At 67.5% G+C, this 22,256-nt stretch carries 23 protein-coding genes; 10 read left to right on the top strand and 13 right to left on the bottom strand.

Features of this window, described 5'->3' with window-relative positions:
• Nucleotides 1–39 precede the first annotated feature (39 nt).
• Nucleotides 40–882: a SirB1 family protein gene (locus JYG32_RS17825; protein WP_174382588.1), complete on the bottom strand. Its 843-nt coding sequence runs from the start codon at nucleotides 880–882 to the stop codon at nucleotides 40–42.
• 8 nt (nucleotides 883–890) lie between these two features.
• Nucleotides 891–2,441, bottom strand: a complete 1,551-nt coding sequence (gene murJ, locus JYG32_RS17820) for a murein biosynthesis integral membrane protein MurJ (RefSeq protein ID WP_213264251.1) — start codon at nucleotides 2,439–2,441, stop codon at nucleotides 891–893.
• A gap of 304 nt (nucleotides 2,442–2,745) precedes the next feature.
• Here murJ and rpsT point away from each other — a divergent pair, with 304 nt between their 5' ends.
• The gene (rpsT, locus tag JYG32_RS17815; RefSeq protein WP_047898858.1) at nucleotides 2,746–3,018 is read left to right on the top strand and encodes a 30S ribosomal protein S20; all 273 of its coding nucleotides are present in this window, start codon (nucleotides 2,746–2,748) and stop codon (nucleotides 3,016–3,018) included.
• Nucleotides 3,019–3,167: 149 nt separating this feature from the next.
• On the opposite strand, the gene JYG32_RS17810 is transcribed toward rpsT, so the two are convergent.
• Entirely contained in the window at nucleotides 3,168–3,488 is a 321-nt protein-coding gene (locus JYG32_RS17810) for a DUF3579 domain-containing protein (RefSeq protein ID WP_034178852.1), read from the bottom strand.
• 413 nt (nucleotides 3,489–3,901) lie between these two features.
• On the opposite strand from JYG32_RS17810, the gene argF reads away from it, so the two are divergent.
• On the top strand, nucleotides 3,902–4,831 hold the full coding sequence (gene argF / locus JYG32_RS17805) for an ornithine carbamoyltransferase (RefSeq protein ID WP_174382591.1): 930 nt from the start codon (nucleotides 3,902–3,904) through the stop codon (nucleotides 4,829–4,831).
• 99 nt (nucleotides 4,832–4,930) lie between these two features.
• Here the strand turns inward: argF and JYG32_RS17800 are convergent, their stop codons facing one another.
• From JYG32_RS17800 to murB, 3 genes are all read right to left on the bottom strand, one after another.
• On the bottom strand, nucleotides 4,931–6,013 hold the full coding sequence (locus JYG32_RS17800; RefSeq protein ID WP_174382592.1) for an SRPBCC domain-containing protein: 1,083 nt from the start codon (nucleotides 6,011–6,013) through the stop codon (nucleotides 4,931–4,933).
• Nucleotides 6,010–6,381 carry an ArsR/SmtB family transcription factor gene (locus JYG32_RS17795; protein ID WP_213264250.1) on the bottom strand — a complete coding sequence of 124 codons (372 nt, stop codon included), beginning with the start codon at nucleotides 6,379–6,381 and terminating at the stop codon, nucleotides 6,010–6,012. Before JYG32_RS17795 ends, JYG32_RS17800 begins: the two co-directional genes overlap by 4 nt.
• A gap of 243 nt (nucleotides 6,382–6,624) precedes the next feature.
• On the bottom strand, nucleotides 6,625–7,674 hold the full coding sequence (gene murB / locus JYG32_RS17790) for a UDP-N-acetylmuramate dehydrogenase (RefSeq protein WP_213264249.1): 1,050 nt from the start codon (nucleotides 7,672–7,674) through the stop codon (nucleotides 6,625–6,627).
• 137 nt (nucleotides 7,675–7,811) lie between these two features.
• Here murB and JYG32_RS17785 point away from each other — a divergent pair, with 137 nt between their 5' ends.
• The gene (locus tag JYG32_RS17785; RefSeq protein WP_174382595.1) at nucleotides 7,812–8,297 is read left to right on the top strand and encodes a YajQ family cyclic di-GMP-binding protein; all 486 of its coding nucleotides are present in this window, start codon (nucleotides 7,812–7,814) and stop codon (nucleotides 8,295–8,297) included.
• A 77-nt stretch (nucleotides 8,298–8,374) separates the two neighbouring features.
• Here the strand turns inward: JYG32_RS17785 and plsY are convergent, their stop codons facing one another.
• On the bottom strand, nucleotides 8,375–9,013 hold the full coding sequence (gene plsY / locus JYG32_RS17780; protein ID WP_174382596.1) for a glycerol-3-phosphate 1-O-acyltransferase PlsY: 639 nt from the start codon (nucleotides 9,011–9,013) through the stop codon (nucleotides 8,375–8,377).
• A 108-nt stretch (nucleotides 9,014–9,121) separates the two neighbouring features.
• Nucleotides 9,122–9,613: a Cys-tRNA(Pro) deacylase gene (gene ybaK / locus JYG32_RS17775; protein WP_174382597.1), complete on the bottom strand. Its 492-nt coding sequence runs from the start codon at nucleotides 9,611–9,613 to the stop codon at nucleotides 9,122–9,124.
• 254 nt (nucleotides 9,614–9,867) lie between these two features.
• Here ybaK and JYG32_RS17770 point away from each other — a divergent pair, with 254 nt between their 5' ends.
• Nucleotides 9,868–11,430 (top strand): class I adenylate-forming enzyme family protein, encoded by a 1,563-nt coding sequence (locus JYG32_RS17770; protein WP_213264248.1) that lies wholly within the window; start codon nucleotides 9,868–9,870, stop codon nucleotides 11,428–11,430.
• 61 nt (nucleotides 11,431–11,491) lie between these two features.
• Here the strand turns inward: JYG32_RS17770 and xerD are convergent, their stop codons facing one another.
• The 3 genes from xerD to queG form a co-directional block, all read right to left on the bottom strand.
• Complete coding sequence (xerD, locus tag JYG32_RS17765) at nucleotides 11,492–12,442, bottom strand: site-specific tyrosine recombinase XerD (protein WP_213264247.1); 951 nt, start codon at nucleotides 12,440–12,442, stop codon at nucleotides 11,492–11,494.
• Complete coding sequence (locus JYG32_RS17760; protein WP_213264246.1) at nucleotides 12,439–12,909, bottom strand: methylated-DNA--[protein]-cysteine S-methyltransferase; 471 nt, start codon at nucleotides 12,907–12,909, stop codon at nucleotides 12,439–12,441. Before JYG32_RS17760 ends, xerD begins: the two co-directional genes overlap by 4 nt.
• Before the next feature lie 64 nt (nucleotides 12,910–12,973).
• Complete coding sequence (gene queG, locus JYG32_RS17755; RefSeq protein ID WP_213264245.1) at nucleotides 12,974–14,209, bottom strand: tRNA epoxyqueuosine(34) reductase QueG; 1,236 nt, start codon at nucleotides 14,207–14,209, stop codon at nucleotides 12,974–12,976.
• A gap of 17 nt (nucleotides 14,210–14,226) precedes the next feature.
• Between queG and tsaE the strand changes: the two genes are divergently transcribed.
• Nucleotides 14,227–14,778, top strand: coding sequence for a tRNA (adenosine(37)-N6)-threonylcarbamoyltransferase complex ATPase subunit type 1 TsaE (tsaE, locus tag JYG32_RS17750; protein WP_213264244.1), 552 nt, complete (start codon nucleotides 14,227–14,229; stop codon nucleotides 14,776–14,778).
• On the top strand, nucleotides 14,760–16,286 hold the full coding sequence (locus JYG32_RS17745) for an N-acetylmuramoyl-L-alanine amidase (RefSeq protein WP_174382603.1): 1,527 nt from the start codon (nucleotides 14,760–14,762) through the stop codon (nucleotides 16,284–16,286). Before tsaE ends, JYG32_RS17745 begins: the two co-directional genes overlap by 19 nt.
• A 51-nt stretch (nucleotides 16,287–16,337) precedes the next feature.
• Here the strand turns inward: JYG32_RS17745 and JYG32_RS17740 are convergent, their stop codons facing one another.
• Nucleotides 16,338–17,216: an EamA family transporter gene (locus JYG32_RS17740; protein ID WP_213265447.1), complete on the bottom strand. Its 879-nt coding sequence runs from the start codon at nucleotides 17,214–17,216 to the stop codon at nucleotides 16,338–16,340.
• 168 nt (nucleotides 17,217–17,384) lie between these two features.
• On the opposite strand from JYG32_RS17740, the gene JYG32_RS17735 reads away from it, so the two are divergent.
• Nucleotides 17,385–18,266, top strand: a complete 882-nt coding sequence (locus JYG32_RS17735; RefSeq protein WP_174382604.1) for a pirin family protein — start codon at nucleotides 17,385–17,387, stop codon at nucleotides 18,264–18,266.
• Between the two features lie 52 nt (nucleotides 18,267–18,318).
• Nucleotides 18,319–19,167, top strand: coding sequence for a thioredoxin (gene trxA / locus JYG32_RS17730; RefSeq protein ID WP_213264243.1), 849 nt, complete (start codon nucleotides 18,319–18,321; stop codon nucleotides 19,165–19,167).
• A gap of 99 nt (nucleotides 19,168–19,266) precedes the next feature.
• On the opposite strand, the gene tcdA is transcribed toward trxA, so the two are convergent.
• Nucleotides 19,267–20,124, bottom strand: a complete 858-nt coding sequence (gene tcdA, locus JYG32_RS17725) for a tRNA cyclic N6-threonylcarbamoyladenosine(37) synthase TcdA (protein ID WP_174382606.1) — start codon at nucleotides 20,122–20,124, stop codon at nucleotides 19,267–19,269.
• Nucleotides 20,125–20,252: 128 nt separating this feature from the next.
• Here tcdA and pdxH point away from each other — a divergent pair, with 128 nt between their 5' ends.
• Together pdxH and JYG32_RS17715 are read left to right on the top strand one after the other, a co-directional pair.
• Nucleotides 20,253–20,897: a pyridoxamine 5'-phosphate oxidase gene (gene pdxH / locus JYG32_RS17720; RefSeq protein WP_213264242.1), complete on the top strand. Its 645-nt coding sequence runs from the start codon at nucleotides 20,253–20,255 to the stop codon at nucleotides 20,895–20,897.
• A gap of 118 nt (nucleotides 20,898–21,015) precedes the next feature.
• Nucleotides 21,016–22,236, top strand: a complete 1,221-nt coding sequence (locus tag JYG32_RS17715; protein WP_213264241.1) for an SAM-dependent methyltransferase — start codon at nucleotides 21,016–21,018, stop codon at nucleotides 22,234–22,236.
• The last annotated feature ends 20 nt before the right edge of the window (nucleotides 22,237–22,256 follow it).

Genomic DNA, 22,256 nt, shown 5'->3' with positions numbered 1-22,256 from the left:
GGGCGTTTCATTCCGGGTTCCGGCAGTCGCGCGGCCGGCTCAGTCCTCGCCGTCGCGCTGCATCCGCTGCCGCAATTCGGTCACCTGCGACTCGACGACGGTCGCGTCGTCCGCTTCCGGCCGCTCGCCGAGATACTGCTCGAGATCCTCGAGCGCGGGGCGCAGGTAGTCGAGCCGCGCATACGCGAAACCGCGGTCGCGCACCTCGTCGAGGTGCTCGGGCAGCAGGATCACGAGCCGCTGCTGCACCGCGAGCAGCCGCTGCCAGCGTTCCGTCTGCAGATAGATCGTCTTCAGGTTGCGCAGCATCCGCGCGATGATCTCGCGACTCGTCGCGGGCTGCAGCAGCGCGCGCAATGCGCTGTCGACCGCGCCGGCCGCGCGCGCGACGTACGGCTCGAGCATCTCGACCATCTCGGCTTCGGACAGCGAATGGCCATTGGTCGGATCGATGATCAGGTCGCCGTCCGGCAGCGTGACGCGCAGCAGGAAATGGCCGGGGAACGATACGCCGCGCGCCGGCACGCCGACCTGCTCGGCGAGCTCCAGGTACAGCACCGACAGCGAGATCGGGATCCCGCGCCGCCGCTTCAGCACGGCGTTCAGGTGGCTGTTATCGGGGTCGTAGTAATCGTTGTGATTGCACGCGAAGCCGAGCTCGCGGAAGAAGAAATCGTTCAGCGCGGCGACGCGGCCTTTCAGGTCCGCATCGTCGGTAAGCCGCCGGCGCAGCCGCGCCGCCAGCATGTCGAGTTCGGCCAGCGTGCCCTGCAGGTCGAGGTCGGGATACGCGTCCTGCGCCAGCGACAACGCGGCCTCCGTGACGGGCAGGCTGTCGTCGTCCGCCACGAGCGTGCTGAAGTAGTCGAGGACGCGGGTCATTGCGGTCGTCACTTGGCGCGCCTTCTGAAGTAAGCGTATTTGAAGCCCATCACCCACAACATACCGAAATATAGTGCAGCGAACAGCACGAGGCACGCGGCCATCAGCACGATGCGATCGAGCGGCTGCGCGCGCATCCCGGTCCAGTCGAAGCTGATCGAGAACCAGTGCATCACGCCCGCGAGCACCAGCGTCGCGCCGACGAGCTGCATGAAGAAGCGCGGCCAACCCGGCGACGGCTGGTAGATGCCGCGCTTGCGCAGCCCGAGGAACAGCAGCAGCGAGTTCAGGCACGCGCCGACGCCGATGCTCAGCGTGAGGCCCGCGTGGCCGATCAGCGGCACGAACACGTAGTTCGAGATCTGCGTGACGATCAGCACGCCGATCGCGATCTTCACGGGCGTCTTGATGTCCTGCTTCGCATAGAAGCCCGGCGCGAGGATCTTGATCAGGATGATGCCGACCAGGCCGATCCCGTAGGTCGCGAGCGCACGCGCGACCATCGTGACGGTATGCGCGTCGAACTTGCCGTAGTTGAAGAGGGTCGCGGTCAGCGGCGTCGCGAAGAAGAACAGCGCGAGCGCGCTCGGCGCCGCGAGCAGGAACGTGACGCGCAGCCCCCAGTCGAGCAGCGCCGAATATTCGGTCGAATCGGCGTCGACATGCGCCTTCGACAGGCTCGGCAGCAGGATCGTGCCGAGCGCGACGCCGAGCAGCGCCGTCGGGAATTCCATCAGGCGGTCGGCGTAGTTGATCCACGACACGGCGCCCTGCCCGAGCCGCGACGCGATGTTGGTGTTGATGATCAGCGAAAGCTGCGCGACCGACACCGCGAACGTCGCGGGCACCATCTTCGCGAGCACGCGCTTCACGCCGGGGTGACGCAGTGCGCGCAGCGGATTGAGTCCGATCAGCGGCACCATGTCGATCTTCTTCAGGCCCGGCAGTTGCACGAGGAACTGCAGCACGCCACCCACGATGACGGCCCACGCGAGCGCGAACACCGGCACCTTCAGGTGCGGCGCGACGAACACGGCCGCGGCGATGAACGCGACGTTGAGCAGCACCGGCGCGAACGCGGGCAGCGAGAAGCTCTTGTACGTGTTCAGCACGCCGGACGCGAGCGTCGTCAGCGAGATGAACACGATGTACGGGAACATGATCTGCGTCATCGCGACCGCGAGCGGGAACGCCTGGCCGTCTGTGTGCAGGCCGGACGCGACCGCGAACACGACCCACGACGCGCCGGCGATCCCGAGGACCGACAGCACGGCAAGCGCCCACGCAAGCACGGTCGACATCGCGTCGACGAGCGCCTTCGTCGCATCGTGCCCCTGCTGGTTCTTGAACTCGGCGAGGATCGGCACGAACGCCTGCGAGAACGCGCCTTCCGCAGAAAGACGCCGCAACAGGTTCGGGATACGGAAGGCGACGTAGAATGCGTCGGTGTATTGACTGGCGCCGAACGCACGGGCGATCAGCGTCTCGCGGGCCAGTCCGGTCACGCGCGACAGCAGCGTGAAGCCGCTGACCGTCAGCAGGGCTCGGAATAGATTCATGGGGCACTTATTATACGGACGTTGCGCGGCCCGGCCAGCGGCCGATGCCGAAAAGCGCGCACGCCGCCGGCCGCCCACCCGGCGGGCATCACGTTGAACTTGCCACTCGCTTGATTTTGTTGCTATAATCGCCGGTTTCTGGGCTCGTACATGCACGGCAACTGCCGTCTCCATGTCCCGGCCTCGGTTAAAATCACCGTTTTTTTATGCGCCCCTGGGCAATCGTTCTCAGGGGACGGATCGAAAAGCAGCGCTTGGCCGTCAGGCTCCAAGCTCTGGAAACAGGACAGGATAAGGAACCGTCATGGCTAACTCCGCACAAGCACGCAAGCGCGCCCGCCAGGCCGCGAAGGCAAACTCGCACAACTCGGCGCTGCGCTCGAAATTCCGTACCGCGATCAAGTCGGTTCGCAAGGCTGTTGAAGCCGGCGACCACGCAAAGGCTGCCGATCTGTTCAAGGCTGCCGTGAAGACGATCGACACGATCGCCGACAAGAAGATCGTTCACAAGAACAAGGCCGCTCGCAGCAAGAGCCGCCTGGCCGCAGCCGTCAAGGGTCTGCAGGCAGCAGCGTAAATCCGGTGCGCCCGCTCGCGCGGGCGTTCCTGTTTCCTGCGATCGCAAAAAAGCCCGCCTAGGCGGGCTTTTTTGTCGTCTGTCGTCCGGACATCACGCCGGCTGACGACAGCCAGGGCGGGCGCACCAGGCGCCCTCGCCCGTCGGCATCATTTCTTCGCGCCGTAGTCCGGCAGCTCGCACGCCTCGGTGACGACGAGGTTGTTGTCCTTCGCGAAATTCAGCACGAAATCGAAAGCCATCGGCTCGATGTCGCGCAGCCGCGAATCGAGGATCACGCATTTCAGGTCGCCGAGCATCGTCGGGCGCACGTACAGCGAATACTTGAGACGCGCATTCGGCCCGCTGGCCCCCGGCCCGAAGCAGGCCATCACACCGGCCAGACGTTCCGACCAGTCGCTCGGGCGAAACTTTTTCCCGTCTTTCGTGATGCCCTGGATGAAAAATTCGGTCGGAGGGGTTTCAGCCATGTGGTTACCCAAGTGACGGCCCGGCGATGCCCAGGCGATGGCGCCTGGATACGCGAACACAAAGCTGGAATGCGCGGCGGCACAAGCATTCCGATATCCCGAAAACAGGATGTCGATGCGCGCCGCCGGCGTGCTGCACCGGATTTGTGCAGCGCACGGCTTGTGTCCGGCAGAGCGCGAGGAGGCTTGCCTGCCGGGCTGGAGAAAACTTTTGGATTATACCGCAGCGCGCCATCGCGCGTCGTCCCGACGGCCCCCTTCCCGCGCCGCCGGCCGCGCGCGGCGATCGCGCCCCGCTTCGCTCCGCGGCTCGTCAAAGCACAGAAAATCCTTTATGCTGCTTTGAGTTATCCACACCCGACGGCGGCGCCGTCCGGCCTCGCTGCCGGGTGAAACCCGTCGTATTTCGCTTCATGACCGCCAAAACCATTCGTCACTACCTGCAGTTCAAGGATTTCTCGCTGGAAGACTACGAGTACGTGCTCGAACGCACGGGTATCCTGAAGCGCAAGTTCAAGAACTACGAGACCTATCACCCGCTGCACGACCGCACGCTCGCGATGATCTTCGAGAAGAGCTCGACGCGCACGCGCCTGTCGTTCGAGGCCGGGATCTTCCAGCTCGGCGGCCACGCCGTCTTCATGAGCACGCGCGACACGCAGCTCGGCCGCGGCGAGCCCGTCGAGGATTCCGCGCAGGTCATCTCGCGGATGGTCGACATCATCATGATCCGCACGTTCGAGCAGGAGGTCATCAAGCGCTTCGCGGAAAACTCCCGCGTGCCGGTGATCAACGGCCTGACGAACGAATACCACCCGTGCCAGGTGCTCGCCGACATCTTCACGTACTACGAACACCGCGGCCCGATCGCCGGCAAGACGGTCGCGTGGGTCGGCGATGCGAACAACATGCTCTACACGTGGATCGAAGCCGCGCAGATCCTCGGCTTCAAGCTGCGCCTGTCGACGCCGCCGGGCTATGCGCTCGACATGAAGCTCGTGGCGCCGGACAGCGCGCCGTTCTACGAGGTGTTCGACGATCCGAACGAAGCGTGCAAGGGCGCCGATCTCGTCACGACCGACGTCTGGACGAGCATGGGTTTCGAAGCCGAGAACGAAGCGCGGATGAAGGCGTTCGCCGACTGGTGCGTCGACGAGGAAATGATGGGCCACGCGAACCCTGACGCGCTGTTCATGCACTGCCTGCCCGCGCACCGCGGCGAGGAAGTGACGGCCGGCGTGATCGACGGCCCGCAGAGCGTCGTGTGGGACGAGGCGGAAAACCGCCTGCACGTACAGAAGGCGCTGATGGAGTTCCTGCTGCTCGGCCGGCTGAAGCACTGACGCGCGCGGCCTCGTCGCAAGCGATAAGCGCCGGCACAGCCCGGCGCTTTTTATTTTCCCGCCACCCGCGCGGCATGCGCGCTCATGCCGATGCCCCCGTCAGCCCGGCGTCGGCTGTGTCGCGGCGAAGCTTGGCCGCTCACGCATCACCGCCTGCGCACGCGTGACGTTCGGGTATTTCCGCAGCAATTCCGCCCCTTCGGGGAACATGCCCACGTAAGCCAGGATCGGCGCCAGGAACAGATCCGCCATCGACAACTCGCTGCCGACCAGGTAATCGCGACCGCCGTACGCCGCGTCGAACACCTGCAGATGCTTGTCGATTTCAGGCAGCGCCGCGTCGATCACCGCGCGATCGGGCTGGCCGCCCTCGCCTTTCGGGAAGACGTATTGCAGCACGTAGCGGCGCACCATCGCGTCGTACGCGTGGCAGTTGATCAGACTGATCCATTGCTCGCCGCGCGCATGCGCGGTGGCGCCCCACTGGGCCAGCAGGCTCGGGCCGTCGAACGCTTCGTCGATATAGCCGAGGATCGCACGCGTTTCGTAGAACTCGATCGGACCGTCGCAGAATGCCGGGATGCGTCCGAACGGGTTGTGCGCGAGCACTTCCGGCGAATGCGGCGGCAGCGGCTGCAACGTGTACGCGACGCCCTTTTCCGCGAGCGCCATGCGCACGGTCCGGCAATAGCTGCTGCGCGGATCGCCGATCACGACGACGGTACCCGCGCTGCCTTCCGGGTCCAGCAGATCGCTGAGCCGGTTGAACACCGATTGCCACCCGCCCATGTGCGAATCGCGCTCGGCCTCGCCCGGAAAACCGCTGTGACGCATGTGCAGATGCGTGCCACCGTCCTTGTCGGTGAACGTGACCTCGATCAGCGTCTTCAGGTCGGCCGGCATCGACCCGGCCTCCCACGCCCATGTGTATGCCAGAAAGTCGACGCGATCGACCTTCTGGTATTCGCCGCCCGCGATGTGGCGCGAACCGTCGCGCCCGCCCATCACGATGCGGTACTTGCCGCCGACCCGCGCGTCGGCGCTCGCTTCGATCACGCTCATCCCGCGCGGACAATGCCAGGTCGCCAGCGCAGTTTCGTTCGTGAACGCGTCGAAAACACGTTCGCGCGGTGCGCGGATGAACCGGTTCAATTCGAGATGAAACGTCGCTGCCTGACTCATGACTTCTCCCGCCGAGGTGAGGCGTCGTCGCCGGCCGTGCCGCCCGCGCACGATTCGACGAACGCCGTCAATCGATCGAGGCTCTCTTCCCAATATTGCCGATAGGCTTCGAGCCATCCATGCGCATCGCGCATCCCGTCCGCGCGCAACCGGCAGATTCGCCAGCGCGCATTGACTTCCCTCTCGATCAGCCCCGCCTCCGACAGCACGCGAAGGTGCTTCGAAATCGCCGGCGCCGACATGTCGAACGGCCGGGCCAGCTCGCTGACGGGCGCCGCGCCCTCGGCCAGCCGCACCAGGATCGCGCGCCGGGTGGGGTCGGCCAGCGCAGAGAACACCGCAGAAAGGGAATCGGATGTGGAACGCATGATTTCATTTAACCTCACGGTTAAATGAGAGTCAAGGGGATGACGGGTGTGGCGGCCGCGATGACGCGACGGCGTGGATGGACGGGCGGCGGAACGGAACGACGCGCGCCTCGCCGCCGAGCGGTGCGGCGCGATGCTGCGCGATGCGGGACACGGCGGCGCGCGTCGAGAAAAAGGGACGGTTTGCCGTGTGGAATCGGCAAAAACCGGCGCGGTTCCGTTACGCGGGCGTCGTGGCCCGGCTCACAGGCAAACCGGCTCCGGCTCCAGCTCGACACCGAATTTCGCGAACACGTCGTGCTGGATCGCCCGCGCCAGCGCGAGCACGTCGGCGCCCGTCGCGCCGCCGCGATTGACGAGCACGAGCGCCTGGCGGTCGTGCACGGCTGCGGCGCCGAGCGCACGCCCCTTCCAGCCGCAGCGGTCGATCAGCCAGCCGGCCGCGAGCTTCACCTGCCCGTCCGGCTGCGGATACGACACGACATCGGGCGCGCGCGGACGCAGCGCATCGAACTGCGCGGCATCGATCACCGGATTCTTGAAGAAACTGCCCGCGTTGCCGAGCGCGAGCGGATCGGGCAGCTTCGCGCGGCGGATCGCGACGACCGCGTCGAACACGTCGCGCGGCGTCGCCGCATCGGGCGCGATGCCGCGCGTGTCGAGCTCGCGCGTGACGTCCGCGTAGCCGAGCCGCGGCGTCCATTGCCTGGGCAGCCTGAACGTCACCGACACGATCGCGAACCGGCCGCGTCCTTCCCGCTTGAAGAAGCTGTCGCGATAGCCGAATGCGCAGCGCGCGGCGTCGAAGCGCTCGCTGCGCCCCGTCGCGAGCTCGACCGCGACCAGCGAGTCGAAATACGCCTTCATCTCGAGGCCGTACGCGCCGATGTTCTGGATCGGCGCGGCGCCGACCGTGCCCGGAATCAGCGCGAGGTTCTCGAGGCCCGGCATCCCGTGCTCGAGCGTCCACGCGACAAACGCGTGCCAGTTCTCGCCGCCGCCGGCCTCGACGTACCACGCGTCGTCGTCCTCGCGCACGACGCGGCGGCCCGCGATCTCGTCGAGCAGCACGACGCCGTCGAAATCACGCGTGAACACGACATTGCTGCCGCCGCCGAGCACGAGCTGCGGCAGGTTCGCGACGCGCGGGTCGCGATGCAGCGCCTCGAACTGCGACGCATGCGTGATGCGCGCGGCGAAGCGCGCGTTCGCGGCAATGCCGAACGTGTTGTGCGCGGCGAGCGGATGGTCGGGAAGCAGCGACAGGGCGGAATCGTCAGGAGGCATCGGCATTCGCGGTCACGTCGGCCCGGGCCGGCGCACGGCCGGTCTTGGGCAAACGGAGGGGCATCGGTAAAATGGCAAACAGTCCGCAATTATAGCGAGTGCCCGCGCGCGAGCCGGGTGCCCGCATCTCAAGGGAGAATGCCATGCCATCGTTCGACGTCGTTTCCGAAGCGAACATGATCGAAGTGAAGAACGCCATCGAGCAGTCGAACAAGGAAATTTCGACGCGCTTCGACTTCAAGGGCTCCGACGCGCGCGTCGAGCAGAAGGAACGCGAGCTGACGCTGTTCGCCGACGACGATTTCAAGCTCGGCCAGGTCAAGGACGTGCTGATCAGCAAGCTGGCCAAGCGCAACGTCGACGTGCGCTTTCTCGACTACGGCAAGGTCGAGAAGATCGGCGGCGACAAGGTCAAGCAGATCGTCACCGTGAAGAAAGGCGTGACGGGCGATCTCGCGAAGAAGATCGTGCGGCTCGTGAAGGACAGCAAGATCAAGGTGCAGGCGAGCATCCAGGGCGACGCGGTGCGCGTGTCGGGCACGAAGCGCGACGACCTGCAGGGCGTGATCGCGATGCTGCGCAAGGACGTGACCGATACGCCGCTCGACTTCAACAACTTCCGCGACTGATCGCGGGCCGATCCGTCCCGTCATCCCGCCGGGCCCCGCACACGCGGCGCGCCCGGCACGCGGCAGCCGCCGCTTCGTCAGGCTTTCCCGCCGTCCTGCGCGCCGCCGTCCGCGGCCGCCTTCTTCTTGTCGCCGATCCGGCTCTCCTGCCCCGCGAGCAGCTTCGAAATGTTGCCGCGGTGACGCCACACGAGCAGCACGCTCATCGCGAGCACGGCCCACGCGACCGGGTTGTGGCCCGTGCCGAACAGGAACACGTCGAACACCGGCGCGAATACCGCTGCCACCAGCGCCGCGAGCGACGAATAGCGGAAGAAGAACGCGACGATCAGCCAGGTCAGCGCGGTCGCGAGCCCGAGCACCGGGTGCACGGCGAGCAGCACGCCGGCCGCGGTCGCAACGCCCTTGCCGCCCTGGAAGCGGAAGAACACCGGATACAGGTGGCCGAGGAACACGGCGATCGCGACCCATGCGACCGCGACGTCGGGCAGGCCGAAGCGCCGTGCGAGCCAGACGGCAACCCAGCCCTTGAACGCGTCGCCGACGAGCGTCAGGATCGCGGCTTTCTTGTTGCCGCTGCGCAGCACGTTGGTCGCGCCGGGATTCTTCGACCCGTACGAACGCGGGTCGGCCAGGCCCATCGCGGTGCTGACGACGACGGCGAACGACACCGAACCGATCAGGTAGGCAACGAGGGCGGCGAGCAGGATCTGCATGCGGAGGACTCTTCTTTCAACGTATCGGTAAAGGGACGGCTGTGCGCGGCAAGCCGAAACGGCGCCCATTCTACCGAACGAGCGCGGCCTGCCACGAAGGTGAAACCCTCAGTCGACGCTCGCGCACTGCACGGGCTGCGCGCCGAGCAGCGACGTGAGCACCGCCGGCGCGAGGCTGACGAGGTAGCCGCGGCGGCCGCCGTTCAGGTAGATCGTCGGCAATTCGAGGATCGTCGCCTCGACGTAGACGGGCATCGTCTTGCGCGTGCCGAACGGCGACGTGCCGCCGACGAGATAACCCGAGTGGCGGTTCGCGACCTCGGGCTTGCATGGCTCGACGCGCTTCGCGCCGATCTGCCGCGCGAGGTTCTTCGTCGACACGGTACGGTCGCCGTGCATCAGCACGATCAGCGGCTTCGCGTGTTCGTCCTCCATCACGAGCGTCTTCACGACGCTGTGCTCTTCGACGCCGAGCTGGCGTGCCGATTCGCCGGTGCCGCCGTGTTCGACGTATTCGTACGGATGCTCGCCGAATGCGACGCCGTGGCGGCGCAACAACTGGGTCGCAGGGGTTTCGGACACGTGTCTGGATTTGCTCATGGCGGCATTCTAATGGCGAACGACCGGCGGGCGCGCGATGGCGTGCCCGCGCCGGCGGTATACTCGCGGCCCGTTTTCCGCGGGGCGGCCATCCGCCGGGCGACCGGCGACATCGCCGCAACGATTCCGCTCATCATCGTTGCGGACATCGCGAAGCGCTATTGCCCGATCGGCCGATTGTGGCGCGCGCGCCGTCATGGCACGATCGTTCGCAAACATCGTCAAGCCGCCGCCCGCCTTTTTCTGGAGACGCCATGCCCTCGTCCATCCGTTCATCCGAGCCGCTCGACGTCGAAGCGCTGCTGGCCGCGCTGCCCGGCCGCATCGCCGACGTGCCCGCGCGCCGGGCCGCGCAGGCGCCCGCGCATCCGGCGCTGATCGAAGACGCGCGCCGCCTGTCGTACGGCGACTTGTCGCGGGCCGTCGATGCGGCGGCCGCGCGGCTCGCGAGCCTCGGCGTGCAAGGCGGTGATCGCGTGATGATCGTCGCGGAAAACTGCGTCGCGCAGATCGTGCTGCTGTTCGCGGTCGCCCGCGTCGACGCGTGGGCGCTCGTGTCGAACGCGCGGCTGTCGGCCGGCGAACTCGATGCGATCGCCGCGCACGCGCGTCCGAAGCTGATCGCGTTCGCGACGGACGCATCGCCCGACGCCCGTGCCCACGCGGCGCGACTCGGCGCGACGCCCGCCGGCGCGCTGCCGGTCGACATCGGCGCATGGTCGTATCACGTCGACGCGAGCGCACCGAGCGAACCGGTAGCCGCCGACGGTGCCGCGCAATGCGCGGCGCTGATCTACACGACCGGCACGACCGGCGCGCCGAAAGGCGTGATGCTGTCGCACCGCAACCTGTTGTTCATCGCGGCGACGTCGAGCACGCTGCGCCGCGTGTCGCCGGACGACGTCGTCTACACGGTGCTGCCGGTGTCGCACGTGTACGGGCTCGCGTCGGTCTGCCTCGGCAGCCTGTATGCGGGCGCGACGCTGCGGCTCGCGCCGCGCTTTGCGCCGGAGGCCGTGCGCGTCGCGCTCGCCGACGAAGGCGTCACGATCTTCCAGGGCGTGCCGGCGATGCACGCGAAGCTGCTCGAACACCTGCACACGCACGGCCACGCATGGCACGCGCCGCGCCTGCGCTTCGCGTATTCGGGCGGCTCGCCGCTCGACGCGAACCTGAAAGCGCGCGTCGAGCGCGTGTACGGCGTGGCGCTGCACAACGGCTACGGGATGACCGAAAGCAGCCCGACGATCACGCAGACGCCGCTCGACGCGCCGCGTGCCGACAGCTCGGTCGGCGTACCGATTCCGGGCGTGGACATGCGGATCGTCGCGCCGGACGGCACCGACGTGCCGCCGGGCGAAGTCGGCGAGATCCGCGTGCGCGGGCCAAACGTGATGCTCGGCTACTACCGCAACGCGGATGCGACGCGCGCGGCCGTGTCGCCGGACGGCTGGCTGAGCACCGGCGATCTCGCGCGGCAGGAAGCGGACGGCGCGGTGACGATCGCTGGCCGCAGCAAGGAACTGATCATCCGTTCCGGCTTCAACGTGTATCCGGTCGAAGTCGAACAGGTGCTGAACGCGCATCCGGACGTCGTGCAGGCGGCCGTCATCGGTCGCGCGATCGAAGGCAACGAGGAAGTGCTCGCGTTCGTCGAGCTGGTGCCGGGCGCAGCGGCGGACGAAGCGGCATTGCACGCATGGTGCGCGGAGCGCCTGGCGCCTTACAAACGCCCCGCTCGCATCCGCGTGCTCGACGCGTTGCCAGCCGCATCGACCGGCAAGGTGCTGAAGCACAAGCTGCGCGACCTGGCCTGACGCCAGCCGGCCGGCGCACGCGGCAAAGCCCGCGCCGTGCCGGATTCGCGCGCCCGATGCGCTAGCCGCGCGGATGGTGTTGCGCGTGCAGCGTCTTCAGCCGCTCGCGCGCAACGTGCGTATAGATCTGCGTGGTCGAGATGTCGCTGTGGCCGAGCAGCAACTGCACGACGCGCAGGTCGGCGCCGTGGTTCAGCAGGTGCGTCGCGAACGCATGCCGCAGCGTGTGCGGCGACAGGTGCGCGCGCACGTCGGCCTGCTGCGCGTGGCGCTTGATGATGTTCCAGAACTGCTGGCGCGTCATCCCGTCGCCGCGCGCGGTCACGAACAGCGCGTCGGCCGCGCGTGCGCCGAGCAATGCCGGCCGCGCGTCGCGCAGGTAGCGCTCGATCCAGCCGTGCGCGACTTCGCCGAACGGCACGAGCCGCTCCTTCGAACCCTTGCCCATCACGCGCACGACGCCTTCGTTGAGGCCGACCTCGACGGTCTTCAGCGTCACGAGCTCGCTCACGCGCAGCCCGCTCGCATACATCAGTTCGAGCATCGTGCGATCGCGCAGACCGAGCGGCGTGCCGATGTCGGGCGCGCCGAGCAGCGCCTCGACCTGCGCCTCGGACAGCGTCGATGGAAACCGGGCCGCCTGTTTCGCGGACGTGATCCGCAGCGTCGGGTCCGCGCTCGCGCGATGCTCGCGCACGGCCCAACCGTAATAGCGACGGAACACGGACAGCCGCCGGTTCGACGACGTCGCCTTGCCGTCGCTGCGCGCGGCGATGTAGCCCGTCACCATCGCCTCGTCGGCCGAATCGAGCGGCGCATCGTGCGTCGCGGCCAGCCATTGGGAAAACAGCACCAGATCGCGCCGGTACGCGTCGAGCGTGTTGCGCGCGAGCCCGTGCTCGAGCCACAGCGCATCGCAGAACACGTCGATCGACGCGCGGCTCGCGAGCAGCGCGGGCGATGCGGCGGCGGCATCGCCGTCGGCGTCGGTGGAAATCAGGGGTTCGCTCATCGGTACGGCACGCCTTCGTGCGCCAGCAGCCAGCGCTTCACCTTCTGGTAATAACCGTTGTCGTCGTGGTTCGCGAAGCCGCCGAGGCCGCCCGCCGCGACGAAGCGATGGCACGGGATCACGAGCGGAAAGTAGTTCGCGCCGCACGCCTGGCCGACCGCCCGCGGCGCACTGCCGATCCGCTTCGCGACCTGGCCGTAAGTCAGCACCGTGCCGGGCGGGATATCGCTGATCACGTCCCACACGCGGTGCTGGAACGCGCTGCCGACTTCGGCGAGCGGCAGGTCGAAGCGCGCCGACGCGCGCTCGAAATAACGTTCGATCTGCTTGACCGCGCGCTTCGCGAGCGGCGAATCCGGATCGACCGACTTCACCGACTCGGGCAGATAGACGATCTCGCGCACCACCGCGGCGTCCGTACGGATGCCGACCTTGCCGAACGGCGCGTCGATGACTGCGTTGAACATTGCCTTCTCCTGACCGATGGATGCGCGCGGCACCGCCGCGCGCCGACGACACTTTACGCCGCCTTCACGCGGCACGCAGCGCCCATTCGACATGCTCGCGCACGACGGGCGACGGATCGTCGGCCCGCGCGCGCAACGCGGCGACGATCGCGTCGCGCGCCTGCGGCGCAAGCCGGTCCGCGTTTGCGCGCAGCGCATTGCCGAGCCCGACCGCGAGATTGCGCAGCCAGCTTTCGTAGCCGATGCGCCGGATCGCGCTGCCCTGCATCCGCGTATCGAACGCTTGCGCGTCCCACCCGAACAGTTCGACGAGCGTCGCGCGATCGAGGCCGTGCCGCACGTCGAAATCGGCCACGGGTGCGGCCTGCGCAAACTTGTTCCACGGGCACACGAGCTGGCAGTCGTCGCAGCCGTACACGCGATTGCCGATCATCGGCCGCAGCGGCTCGGGGATGCTGCCTTTCAGTTCGATCGTCAGGTACGAGATGCAGCGGCGCGCGTCGACACGGTACGGTTCGACGATCGCGCCGGTCGGGCACGCGTCGATGCAGCGCGTGCAACTGCCGCAGTGCGCGCCGGGGGCCTCGGGGGCGGTGTCGGGCGACGTGTGCGCGTCGGTCGGCAGCGGAAGGTCGACGTAGATCTCGCCGAGGAAGAACAGCGAACCCGCGTCGCGCTGCAGCAGCAGCGTGTGCTTGCCGCGCCAGCCGACGCCGGCCTTCTGCGCGAGCTCGACCTCGAGCACCGGCGCCGAATCGGTGAACACGCGGTAGCCGAACGCGCCGATCTCGCGCTCGATGCGCTCCGCGAGCGTCTGCAGCCGGTTGCGCAGCACCTTGTGATAGTCGCGGCCGCGCGCATAGATCGACACGACGGCCGCCTGCGGATCGTCGAGCCGCGCCCGTTCGCGTGCGCGCCAGTCGTGCGGCGCGTGCGCGCCAGGCTCGCCGTCGGGCGCGCCGGCAGCGAGCGTTTCGGCCGGCAGGTAGGCGAGCCGCACGGAAATCACGCGTCGCGTACCGGCCACAAGTTCGGCCGGACGCGCGCGTTTCATCCCATGTTTCGCCATATAATCCATTTCGCCGTGGTATCCGGCTTCCAGCCAGGCGGCGAGGCCTGCTTCGGCATCCGAGAGATCGGTATCGCTGATGCCGATCGCCCCGAAACCCAATTCGCGCCCCCACGCCCTGATGCGAGCGGCGAGCGCAGTCAAAGCCGCTTCGTCGAGCGCGCACGGCGCCGCGCCCTCGGCACGAGTCGAAGGCCTGTCGGATGCGGCGAGTTCCGGTAATCGGTTCATCGCACTATTTTACGAGAATGCCAGCCACGTCCCATACGCCTCATGCCGTCATGCTGCCAGCCCCGTTCGCGGAGCACGTGATCGCGCTCGCCGACGAAGCGGCGACCGAGGCCTTCGGCACGCGCTTCGCGCACGCGCTCGACGCGGCGCGCATCGATCTCGCCCGCGCGCATGCGTTCGACGGGCTGCAGATCCAGCTGGTCGGCGATCTCGGCGCGGGCAAGACGAGCCTCGTGCGCGCGATCCTGCGCGGCCTCGGCCACCAGGGACGCGTGCGCAGCCCAACTTATACGCTCGTCGAGCCTTACGCGCTCGAACGCAGCGATGGGGAACTCGAGGTCTATCACTTCGATCTGTATCGATTCAACGATCCGGCCGAATGGTCCGACGCAGGCTTTCGCGAGTATTTCAATTCCAGCGCGATCTGCCTCGTCGAATGGCCGCAACAGGCGGGCGCACTGCTCGGCGTGCCCGATCTGGTTTTCTCGCTCGACGTGGATGGCGACGGCCGCGCCCTCACCGTCCGGGCGTATAGCGCTTCAGGAAAGGCATGTCTCGAAAGATGTTGATCAAACCGTTCCGCTCGATCGAATCGGCGGCCACCGCGACGCATAACTGGCGGCGCCGCCAGATCCTGCGCGCGGGCGCGTCGACGCTGGTGCTCGGTCTCGTCGCACCGCGGCTCGCACACGCGTCGTCGGTGCTCGGCGTGCGTGTGTGGCCCGCGCGCGATTACACGCGCGTCACGATTGAATCCGACCAGCCGCTGCAGAATAGCCAACAACTGCTGCAGGGTCCCGACCGTCTCGTCGTCGACCTCAGCGGCCTCGATCTCGACCAGGCGCTGCGCGACCTCGTGTCGAAGATCGCGCCGAACGATCCGCAGATCCAGTCGGTGCGCGTCGGCCAGTATCAGCCGCACGTCGTGCGGATGGTGTTCGACCTGAAAGGCTCGGTGAAGCCGCAGGTGTTCACGCTGCCGCCGGTCGGCACCTACAAGTACCGGCTCGTGTTCGACCTGTATCCGGCCGTCGCGCCCGATCCGCTGACCGACCTGATCGCGCAGACGGAACGCAAGGAACAGGCGCTCAACGACACGGTGCGCGCGCAGCAGATGCAGCCGCCGACCGCGCTGAACGGGCCGGCCACGCCGCCGCCTGCCGCCGGCGACAACAGCGACGCGTTCTTCCAGCGCTTCGCGCAGAACACGCCGGCCACACCGCGCACGCCGCCCGCCGCGGCCACGCCTTCGACACCCGCGAAGCCGGCCGTCAAGCCGCCGCCCGTCATCGCGCGCCGCGACGACAGCGACGACGACGGCGACACCTACAAGTTCACCGCGCCGAAATCCGGCAAGGGCGGCACCGTGCGCCTGCTGACGGTCGCAATCGATCCGGGCCACGGCGGCGAGGATCCGGGCGCGATCGGCGGCGGCGGCACGTACGAGAAGCACATCGCGCTCGACATCGCGAAGAAGCTGCGCGCGAAGATCGACGGCGCGCCGAACATGCGTGCGATGATGACGCGCGACGCCGACTTCTTCGTGCCGCTGAACGTGCGCGTCCAGAAGGCGCGCCGCGTCGGCGCCGATCTCTTCGTGTCGATCCACGCGGACGCGTTCACGACGCCGTCCGCGCGCGGCTCGTCGGTGTTCGCGCTGTCCGACCACGGCGCGACGAGCGCCGCGGCGCGCTGGATGGCGAACAAGGAAAACTCGTCCGACCTGATCGGCGGCATCAACATCAAGACGGCGGACGCCGCCGTGAACCGCGCGCTGTTCGACATGTCGACGACCGCGCAGATCCGCGACTCGCTGCGCTACGGCAACTACGTGCTGAAGGAAGTCGGCGGCATCAACAAGCTGCACAAGGGCTCGGTCGAGCAGGCCGGGTTCGCGGTGCTGAAGGCGCCCGACATTCCGTCGATCCTTGTCGAGACCGCGTTCATCAGCAACCCGGACGAAGAGCGCAGGCTCAACGACGACAGCTATCGCGACGAGATGGCCGACGCGATCTTCCGCGGCATCAAGCGTTATTTCGCCGCGAATCCGCCGCTCGCGAAGGGCCGGATGGCCTGACGGCCGTACCCCACCCCGCCCCACCGCCGGCACGCAGCGCGTGCCGGCGCGTCACGACACCGCGAAGCGGCGCACCAGTTTCCCGCCGAACACGTTCACCGCAAGCCCGCCCATCACGAGCGCGGCGCCGATCAGTTGCGCGCGCGTCAGGTGCTCGTCGAGCAGCAGCGACGACGACGCGAGGCCGACGATCGGCACCAGCAGCGAGAACTGCGCGACCTGCGCGGCCGGATAGCGCGACATCAGGCGGCTCCACAGCCCGTAGCCGAGCAGCGTCGCGACGAACGCGAGATAGACGACCGCGAAGATCGACGCGCCGTTCAGCCCGGCGAGCGCGGTCGCGATCCGGTGCGGCCCTTCGAACCACAGCGACAGCAGGAAGAACGGCACGGGCGGCACGAGGCTCGCCCACACGACGAGCGACACGAGGTTTGCCTTGCCGACCTTCTTCGTGACGATGTTGCCGAACGCCCACATCGCGGCCGAGCCGATCGTCAGCAGGAAGCCCGCGAGCGTCATCGCTCGGCCGCCCTGCGCCGCGATCACGACGAGCCCGCCCGCGGCGATCGCGAGCCCGATCAGGCTCTGCACGCGCAGCCGCTCGCCGAGGAACAGCATCGCGAACACCAGCGTGAAGAACGCCTGCGACTGCAGCACGAGCGACGCGAGGCCGGCCGGCATGCCGACGTACATGCCGGTGAACAGGAGCACGAACTGGCCGAGCTGGATCGTCGCGCCGTACAGCACCAGCAGGCGCCACGGAATCTGCGGCCGGCGCACGAAGAACACCGCGGGCACGGCCGCGAGCGTGAAGCGCAGCGCGCCGAGCAGCATCGGCGGCATCCCGTGCAGGCCGACCTTGATCACGACGAAGTTCACGCCCCACGCCAGGATCACGACCAGCGCGAGCAGCAAGTCCTTCGGGGCCATCATCGGTATCTCCTCAATTGTCTGATCGTTGTTCTGAAGCCGGCCAGTCTACCGGGGATTCATCGCGGGGCCGGATACCCGTGCGGGGCGCATGGAATCGGCCACGCGCGTCGAACGCGTGCGGCCAGTACAATGACCCGCATCCCCCGTCGCCCCACAGGACACGCCATGACCGTCCCGATCAAAGCCTTGCTGAAACCGCATGTGCGCGACATCGGCAACCTGCAGGTGCGCCGCACGCTGCCCGCGCTCGCCGCGCGCCTCGTCGGTCCGTTCATCTTCTTCGATCACATGGGGCCCGCCATGCTGCCGGCCGGCACGGGGCTCGACGTGCGCCCGCATCCGCACATCGGGCTCGCGACCGTCACCTACCTGTTCGACGGTGCGATCCTGCATCGCGACAGCCTCGGCTCGCTGCAGGAAATCGTGCCGGGCGACGTGAACTGGATGACGGCCGGCCGCGGGATCGTCCACTCCGAACGCACGCCCGACGCCCAGCGCGCGAGCGGCCACACCGTGCACGGGATCCAGACCTGGGTCGCGCTGCCGCGCGCGCACGAGACCACCGAGCCGTCGTTCGAGCACCATGCGGCCGACACGCTGCCGACGCACGACGACGGCGGCGTGTCGCTGACGGTGATCGCCGGCGACGCGTTCGGGCTGCGTTCGCCGGTCACGACGTTCTCGCGCACGCTGTATGTCGCGGCCGAATTCGCGGCCGGCGGCCGCATCGAACTCGATGCATCGCACGAGGAGCGCGCGGTCTACGTGGTCGACGGCGATCTCGCGATCGACGGCACGCCGGTTCCGGCCGAGCGGATGGCCGTGCTCGCGCCGGGCGCAACGGTCGCGCTGACGAGTGCCACCGGTGCGCGCGCGATGCTGCTCGGCGGCGACAAGATCGACGGCGAGCGCTTCATCGAATGGAATTTCGTCGCCAGCAGCCGCGATGCGATCGAGCGCGCGAAACAGGCATGGACGCGCCAGGAAATGGGCAAGGTGCCGGGCGAGACCGAGTGGATTCCGCTGCCCGAGTCGAAGCCGCGTTGAAAAAGGGGCGCGCTGCCCCCATCCTGACGATATTCGAACGGAAGAGAACGACATGGACACCACGCTTGCCACATTCGAGAAAGACGTCATCGAGGCGTCGCTGGACACGCCCGTGCTGGTCGACTTCTGGGCGCCGTGGTGCGGCCCCTGCAAGACGCTCGGCCCGCTGCTCGAAAAACTCGAAGGCGATTACGCAGGCCGCTGGAAGCTCGTGAAGGTCAACGTCGACGAGAACCAGGAACTCGCCGCGCACTTCCAGACGCGCAGCATCCCGCACGTGATCGCGTTCGCGGACGGGCGCCCGGTCGACCAGTTCGTCGGCGTGCTGCCCGAAGGCCAGTTGCGCGCGTTCCTCGACCGGCTGCTGCCGGCGCCCGAGGAAGCGGAACGCCGCGCCGCGCAGTACGCGATGGCCGAATCGCGCAACGACGACGCGCTCACGCACCTCGAAGCGGCGCTCGCGCTGAACCCCGGCTTCGACGACGCGCGGCTCGACCTGATCGAACTGCTGCTCGCGAGCAACCAGGTCGAACTCGCGCGCGCCGAGGCCGAGCGGCTATCGCCGCAGATCGTGGAAGGCGGCGATCCGCGCTACCAGGCGATCAAGACCCGTTTCGACGCGCTCGACGCAACAGCCGACCTGCCGCCGACCGACGCGCTCGAAGCACGCATCGCGGCGAACCCCGGCGATCTCGACGCGCGCTTCGACCTCGCGCAGAGCCTGATCGCGCGGCGCGCGTATGAAGGTGCGCTGGAACAGTTGCTGGAAATCGTGACGCGCGACCGCGCGTACGGCGACGATCTCGGCCGCAAGACGATGATTTCGGTATTCGAGCTGGCGGGCGACCGCCCCGATATCGTCGCAGGATGGCGGCGCAAGCTGAGCATGGCGCTCAACTGACGAACGACCGGCCGGGCCGCAACGGCCCGGCTGGGTCGCCGTATCGCTGGCAGCGCGTGTCCCGCGCCGCAGCATGAATCGACGCTCGCGCCTCGCCGATCAGCCGGCGGCCTGCACAGCAATCGCACGCAGCGCATGCGCGGCGGCCGCGAAACCGAAGCTCGCGGTCACGCATACGCTCGAACCGAATCCCGCACAGTTGAGCCCCGCGACGTGCGCGGCCGTCGACGGCTCGGCGCCGTCCTCGATGTCGCACGCGGCCGCTTCCGGATAGATCAGCGGCTCGTCCGAATACACGGCGCTGACCTTGAAACGCGCCTTCGGCCCGCGCGGGAAGCCGTGCTGCTTGCGCAACTGCGCGCGCACCTTCGACAGCAATGGATCCTGGATCGTCAGCGCGAGATCGTCGATCCGGATCCGCGTCGGGTCGAGCTGGCCACCCGCGCCGCCGACCGTGACCAGCGGCTGCCGCTTCGCGACGCACCACGCGATCAGCGCGACTTTCGTGCGCACGCTGTCGATCGCGTCGATCACGTAGTCGAAACCGCCGCCGAGCAGCGCGTCGAAGTTGTCGGGCTCGGCGAAATCCTCGATCCGGTTCACGCGGCACGCGGGATCGATCAGCGCGATCCGCTCGGCCATCGCATCGACCTTCGGCTTGCCGTAATTGCCGTCTAGCGCATGGATCTGCCGGTTCGTATTGCTTTCGGCGACGTTGTCGAGATCGATCAGCGTCAGCGTGCCGATCGCGCTGCGCGCGAGCGCCTCGGCCGTCCACGACCCGACGCCGCCGATCCCGATCACCGCGACATGCGCACGCTCGAAAGCGGCCGCCGCCGGCGCGCCGTACAGCCGTGCGACGCCGCCGAAACGCCGCTCACGATCCACGTCAAGCTGGATTGTCGGGCTCGGGGTAAGATCAGAAGAACTGGGCGGGGCAGTGTCGGCAGAGGACATGGCAGCAAGGAAAACGTAAGTCGAGCAGCCCTCTATTTTGCCTGAACTCCCCGCTCGCACGCGCCACTGTGCACGCACGATTCTCGCGCGTTCGCTATACTGGCCCCAGATTGAAGCGTTTGCATAACATGACGACTCTCGCCGATCTCCGCATCAACTATTCACGTGCTTCGCTCGACGAAGCCGATGCCGCCCACGACCCCTTCGTCCAGTTCGACCGCTGGTTCAAGGAGGCGCTCGCCGCCCAACTGCCCGAGCCGAACACGATGACGCTCGCGACCGTCGGCGCCGACGGCCGGCCGTCGGCCCGGATCGTGCTCGTCAAGGGCGTCGACGAACGCGGGTTCGTCTTCTTTACCAATTACGAAAGCCGCAAGGGGCGCGATCTCGCCGCGCATCCGCAAGCGGCGCTGCTGTTCTACTGGATCGAGCTCGAGCGCCAGGTGCGCATCGAAGGCCGGATCGAGAAAACCAGCGCCGAAGAAAGCGACCGCTATTTCGCGTCGCGCCCGCTCGGCTCGCGCATCGGCGCATGGGCGTCCGAGCAGAGCGCCGTGATCGACAGCCGCGCGACGCTCGAAGCGCGCGAAAAGGCCGTCAGCGAACGCTACGGCGACACCCCGCCGCGCCCGCCGCACTGGGGCGGCTACCGCCTCGTGCCCGACTCGATCGAGTTCTGGCAGGGGCGCCCGTCGCGGCTGCACGACCGCCTGCTCTATACGCGCGACGCCGAAACGTCGCAGGGCTGGACGATCTCGCGCCTGTCGCCGTAAGCGCGGCGCCGGCGCACGCCGGTCGTGTCTCGTGTTGCATCCGGGCGCCCGCTTCACGGCGGGGCGCTGGTCAAGATACTTGGCTGTATTCGATTCAACGAACAAACGGAGAATCCAAATGTTCTGGGAAAAGAAGCTGGCACAGTGGGCGGACGAAGTACGGGCGAAAGCGAACATACCGGCGCGTCTCGTGCTGTGGAACGGCGATCAACTCGATTTCGGCACTTTCAGCGCGCCGCAGGTCACGCTGAAAGTAAACAGCGCGTCGGCGTTGCCGCTGCTGCTCGAACCGAGCCTCGACAATCTCGGCGAGGCGTACGTGAAGGGCAAGATCGACATCGAAGGCAAGCTGTCGGACATCATCAACATCGGCTACTCGCTCGCGCGCAGCACGGTGACGAGCGCGAGCAAGCTCGCGCGCGTGAAGCGCTACTTCACTCACACGAAAAACACCGACAGAAAGGCGATCCAGTATCACTACGACGTCTCGAACGCGTTCTACAAGCTGTGGCTCGACGAGAACATGGTGTACTCGTGCGCGTACTTCGAGAACGGCGACGAGGATCTTGCCACCGCGCAGGTCAAGAAGATCGACCACATCCTGACGAAGATCCAGTTGCAGCCGGGCCAGCGCCTGCTCGACATCGGCTGCGGCTGGGGTGCACTCGTGCTGCGCGCCGCGCAGAAGTTCGGCGCGACGTGTCTCGGCGTGACGCTGTCGCAGAACCAGTTCGACCTCGCGACCGCGCGCGTGAAGGCCGCGGGGCTCGAGGACAAGATCGAGATCCGCCTGCAGGATTACCGCGAGATCGACGGCCAGTTCGACCGCATCACGAGCGTCGGGATGTTCGAGCACGTCGGCCGCAAGAACCTGCCGCTCTATTTCTCGCGGATCCGCGAACTGCTCGCCGACGACGGCATCGCGATGAACCACGGCATCACGTCGACCGACGCGGAAAGCGGCGAAACGGCACTCGGCGGCGGCGAGTTCATCGACCGCTACGTGTTCCCGGACGGCGAGCTGCCGCACATCAGCCTCGCGCTCGAAGCGGCGCAGCGCGGCGGGCTGGAAGCGGTTGACGTCGAAAGCCTGCGGCGGCACTATGCGCGCACGCTCGAAATCTGGACGGAAAACTTCGAGGCGAAGGCCGAACAGGCGAAAGCCCTCGTCGACGACGAAAAATTCCGTATCTGGCGCGTGTATCTCGCCGGCTGCGCGTATGCGTTCGAGCACGACGACGTGTCGATCTTCCAGATCGTGTGCCGCAAGGCCGGACGCAGCGCGAAAACGCTGCCGTGGTCGCGGCGCTATATGTACGAACACGCGCTGCCGCGCTAGGCAGCACTTCACGCTGGGCA

Source organism: Burkholderia pyrrocinia, from assembly GCF_018417535.1.
GTDB classification, from domain to species: Bacteria; Pseudomonadota; Gammaproteobacteria; order Burkholderiales; family Burkholderiaceae; genus Burkholderia; species Burkholderia pyrrocinia_E.
Note: the sequence above shows the minus strand (reverse complement) of the source record. Positions and strands in the feature narration are given on the sequence as shown.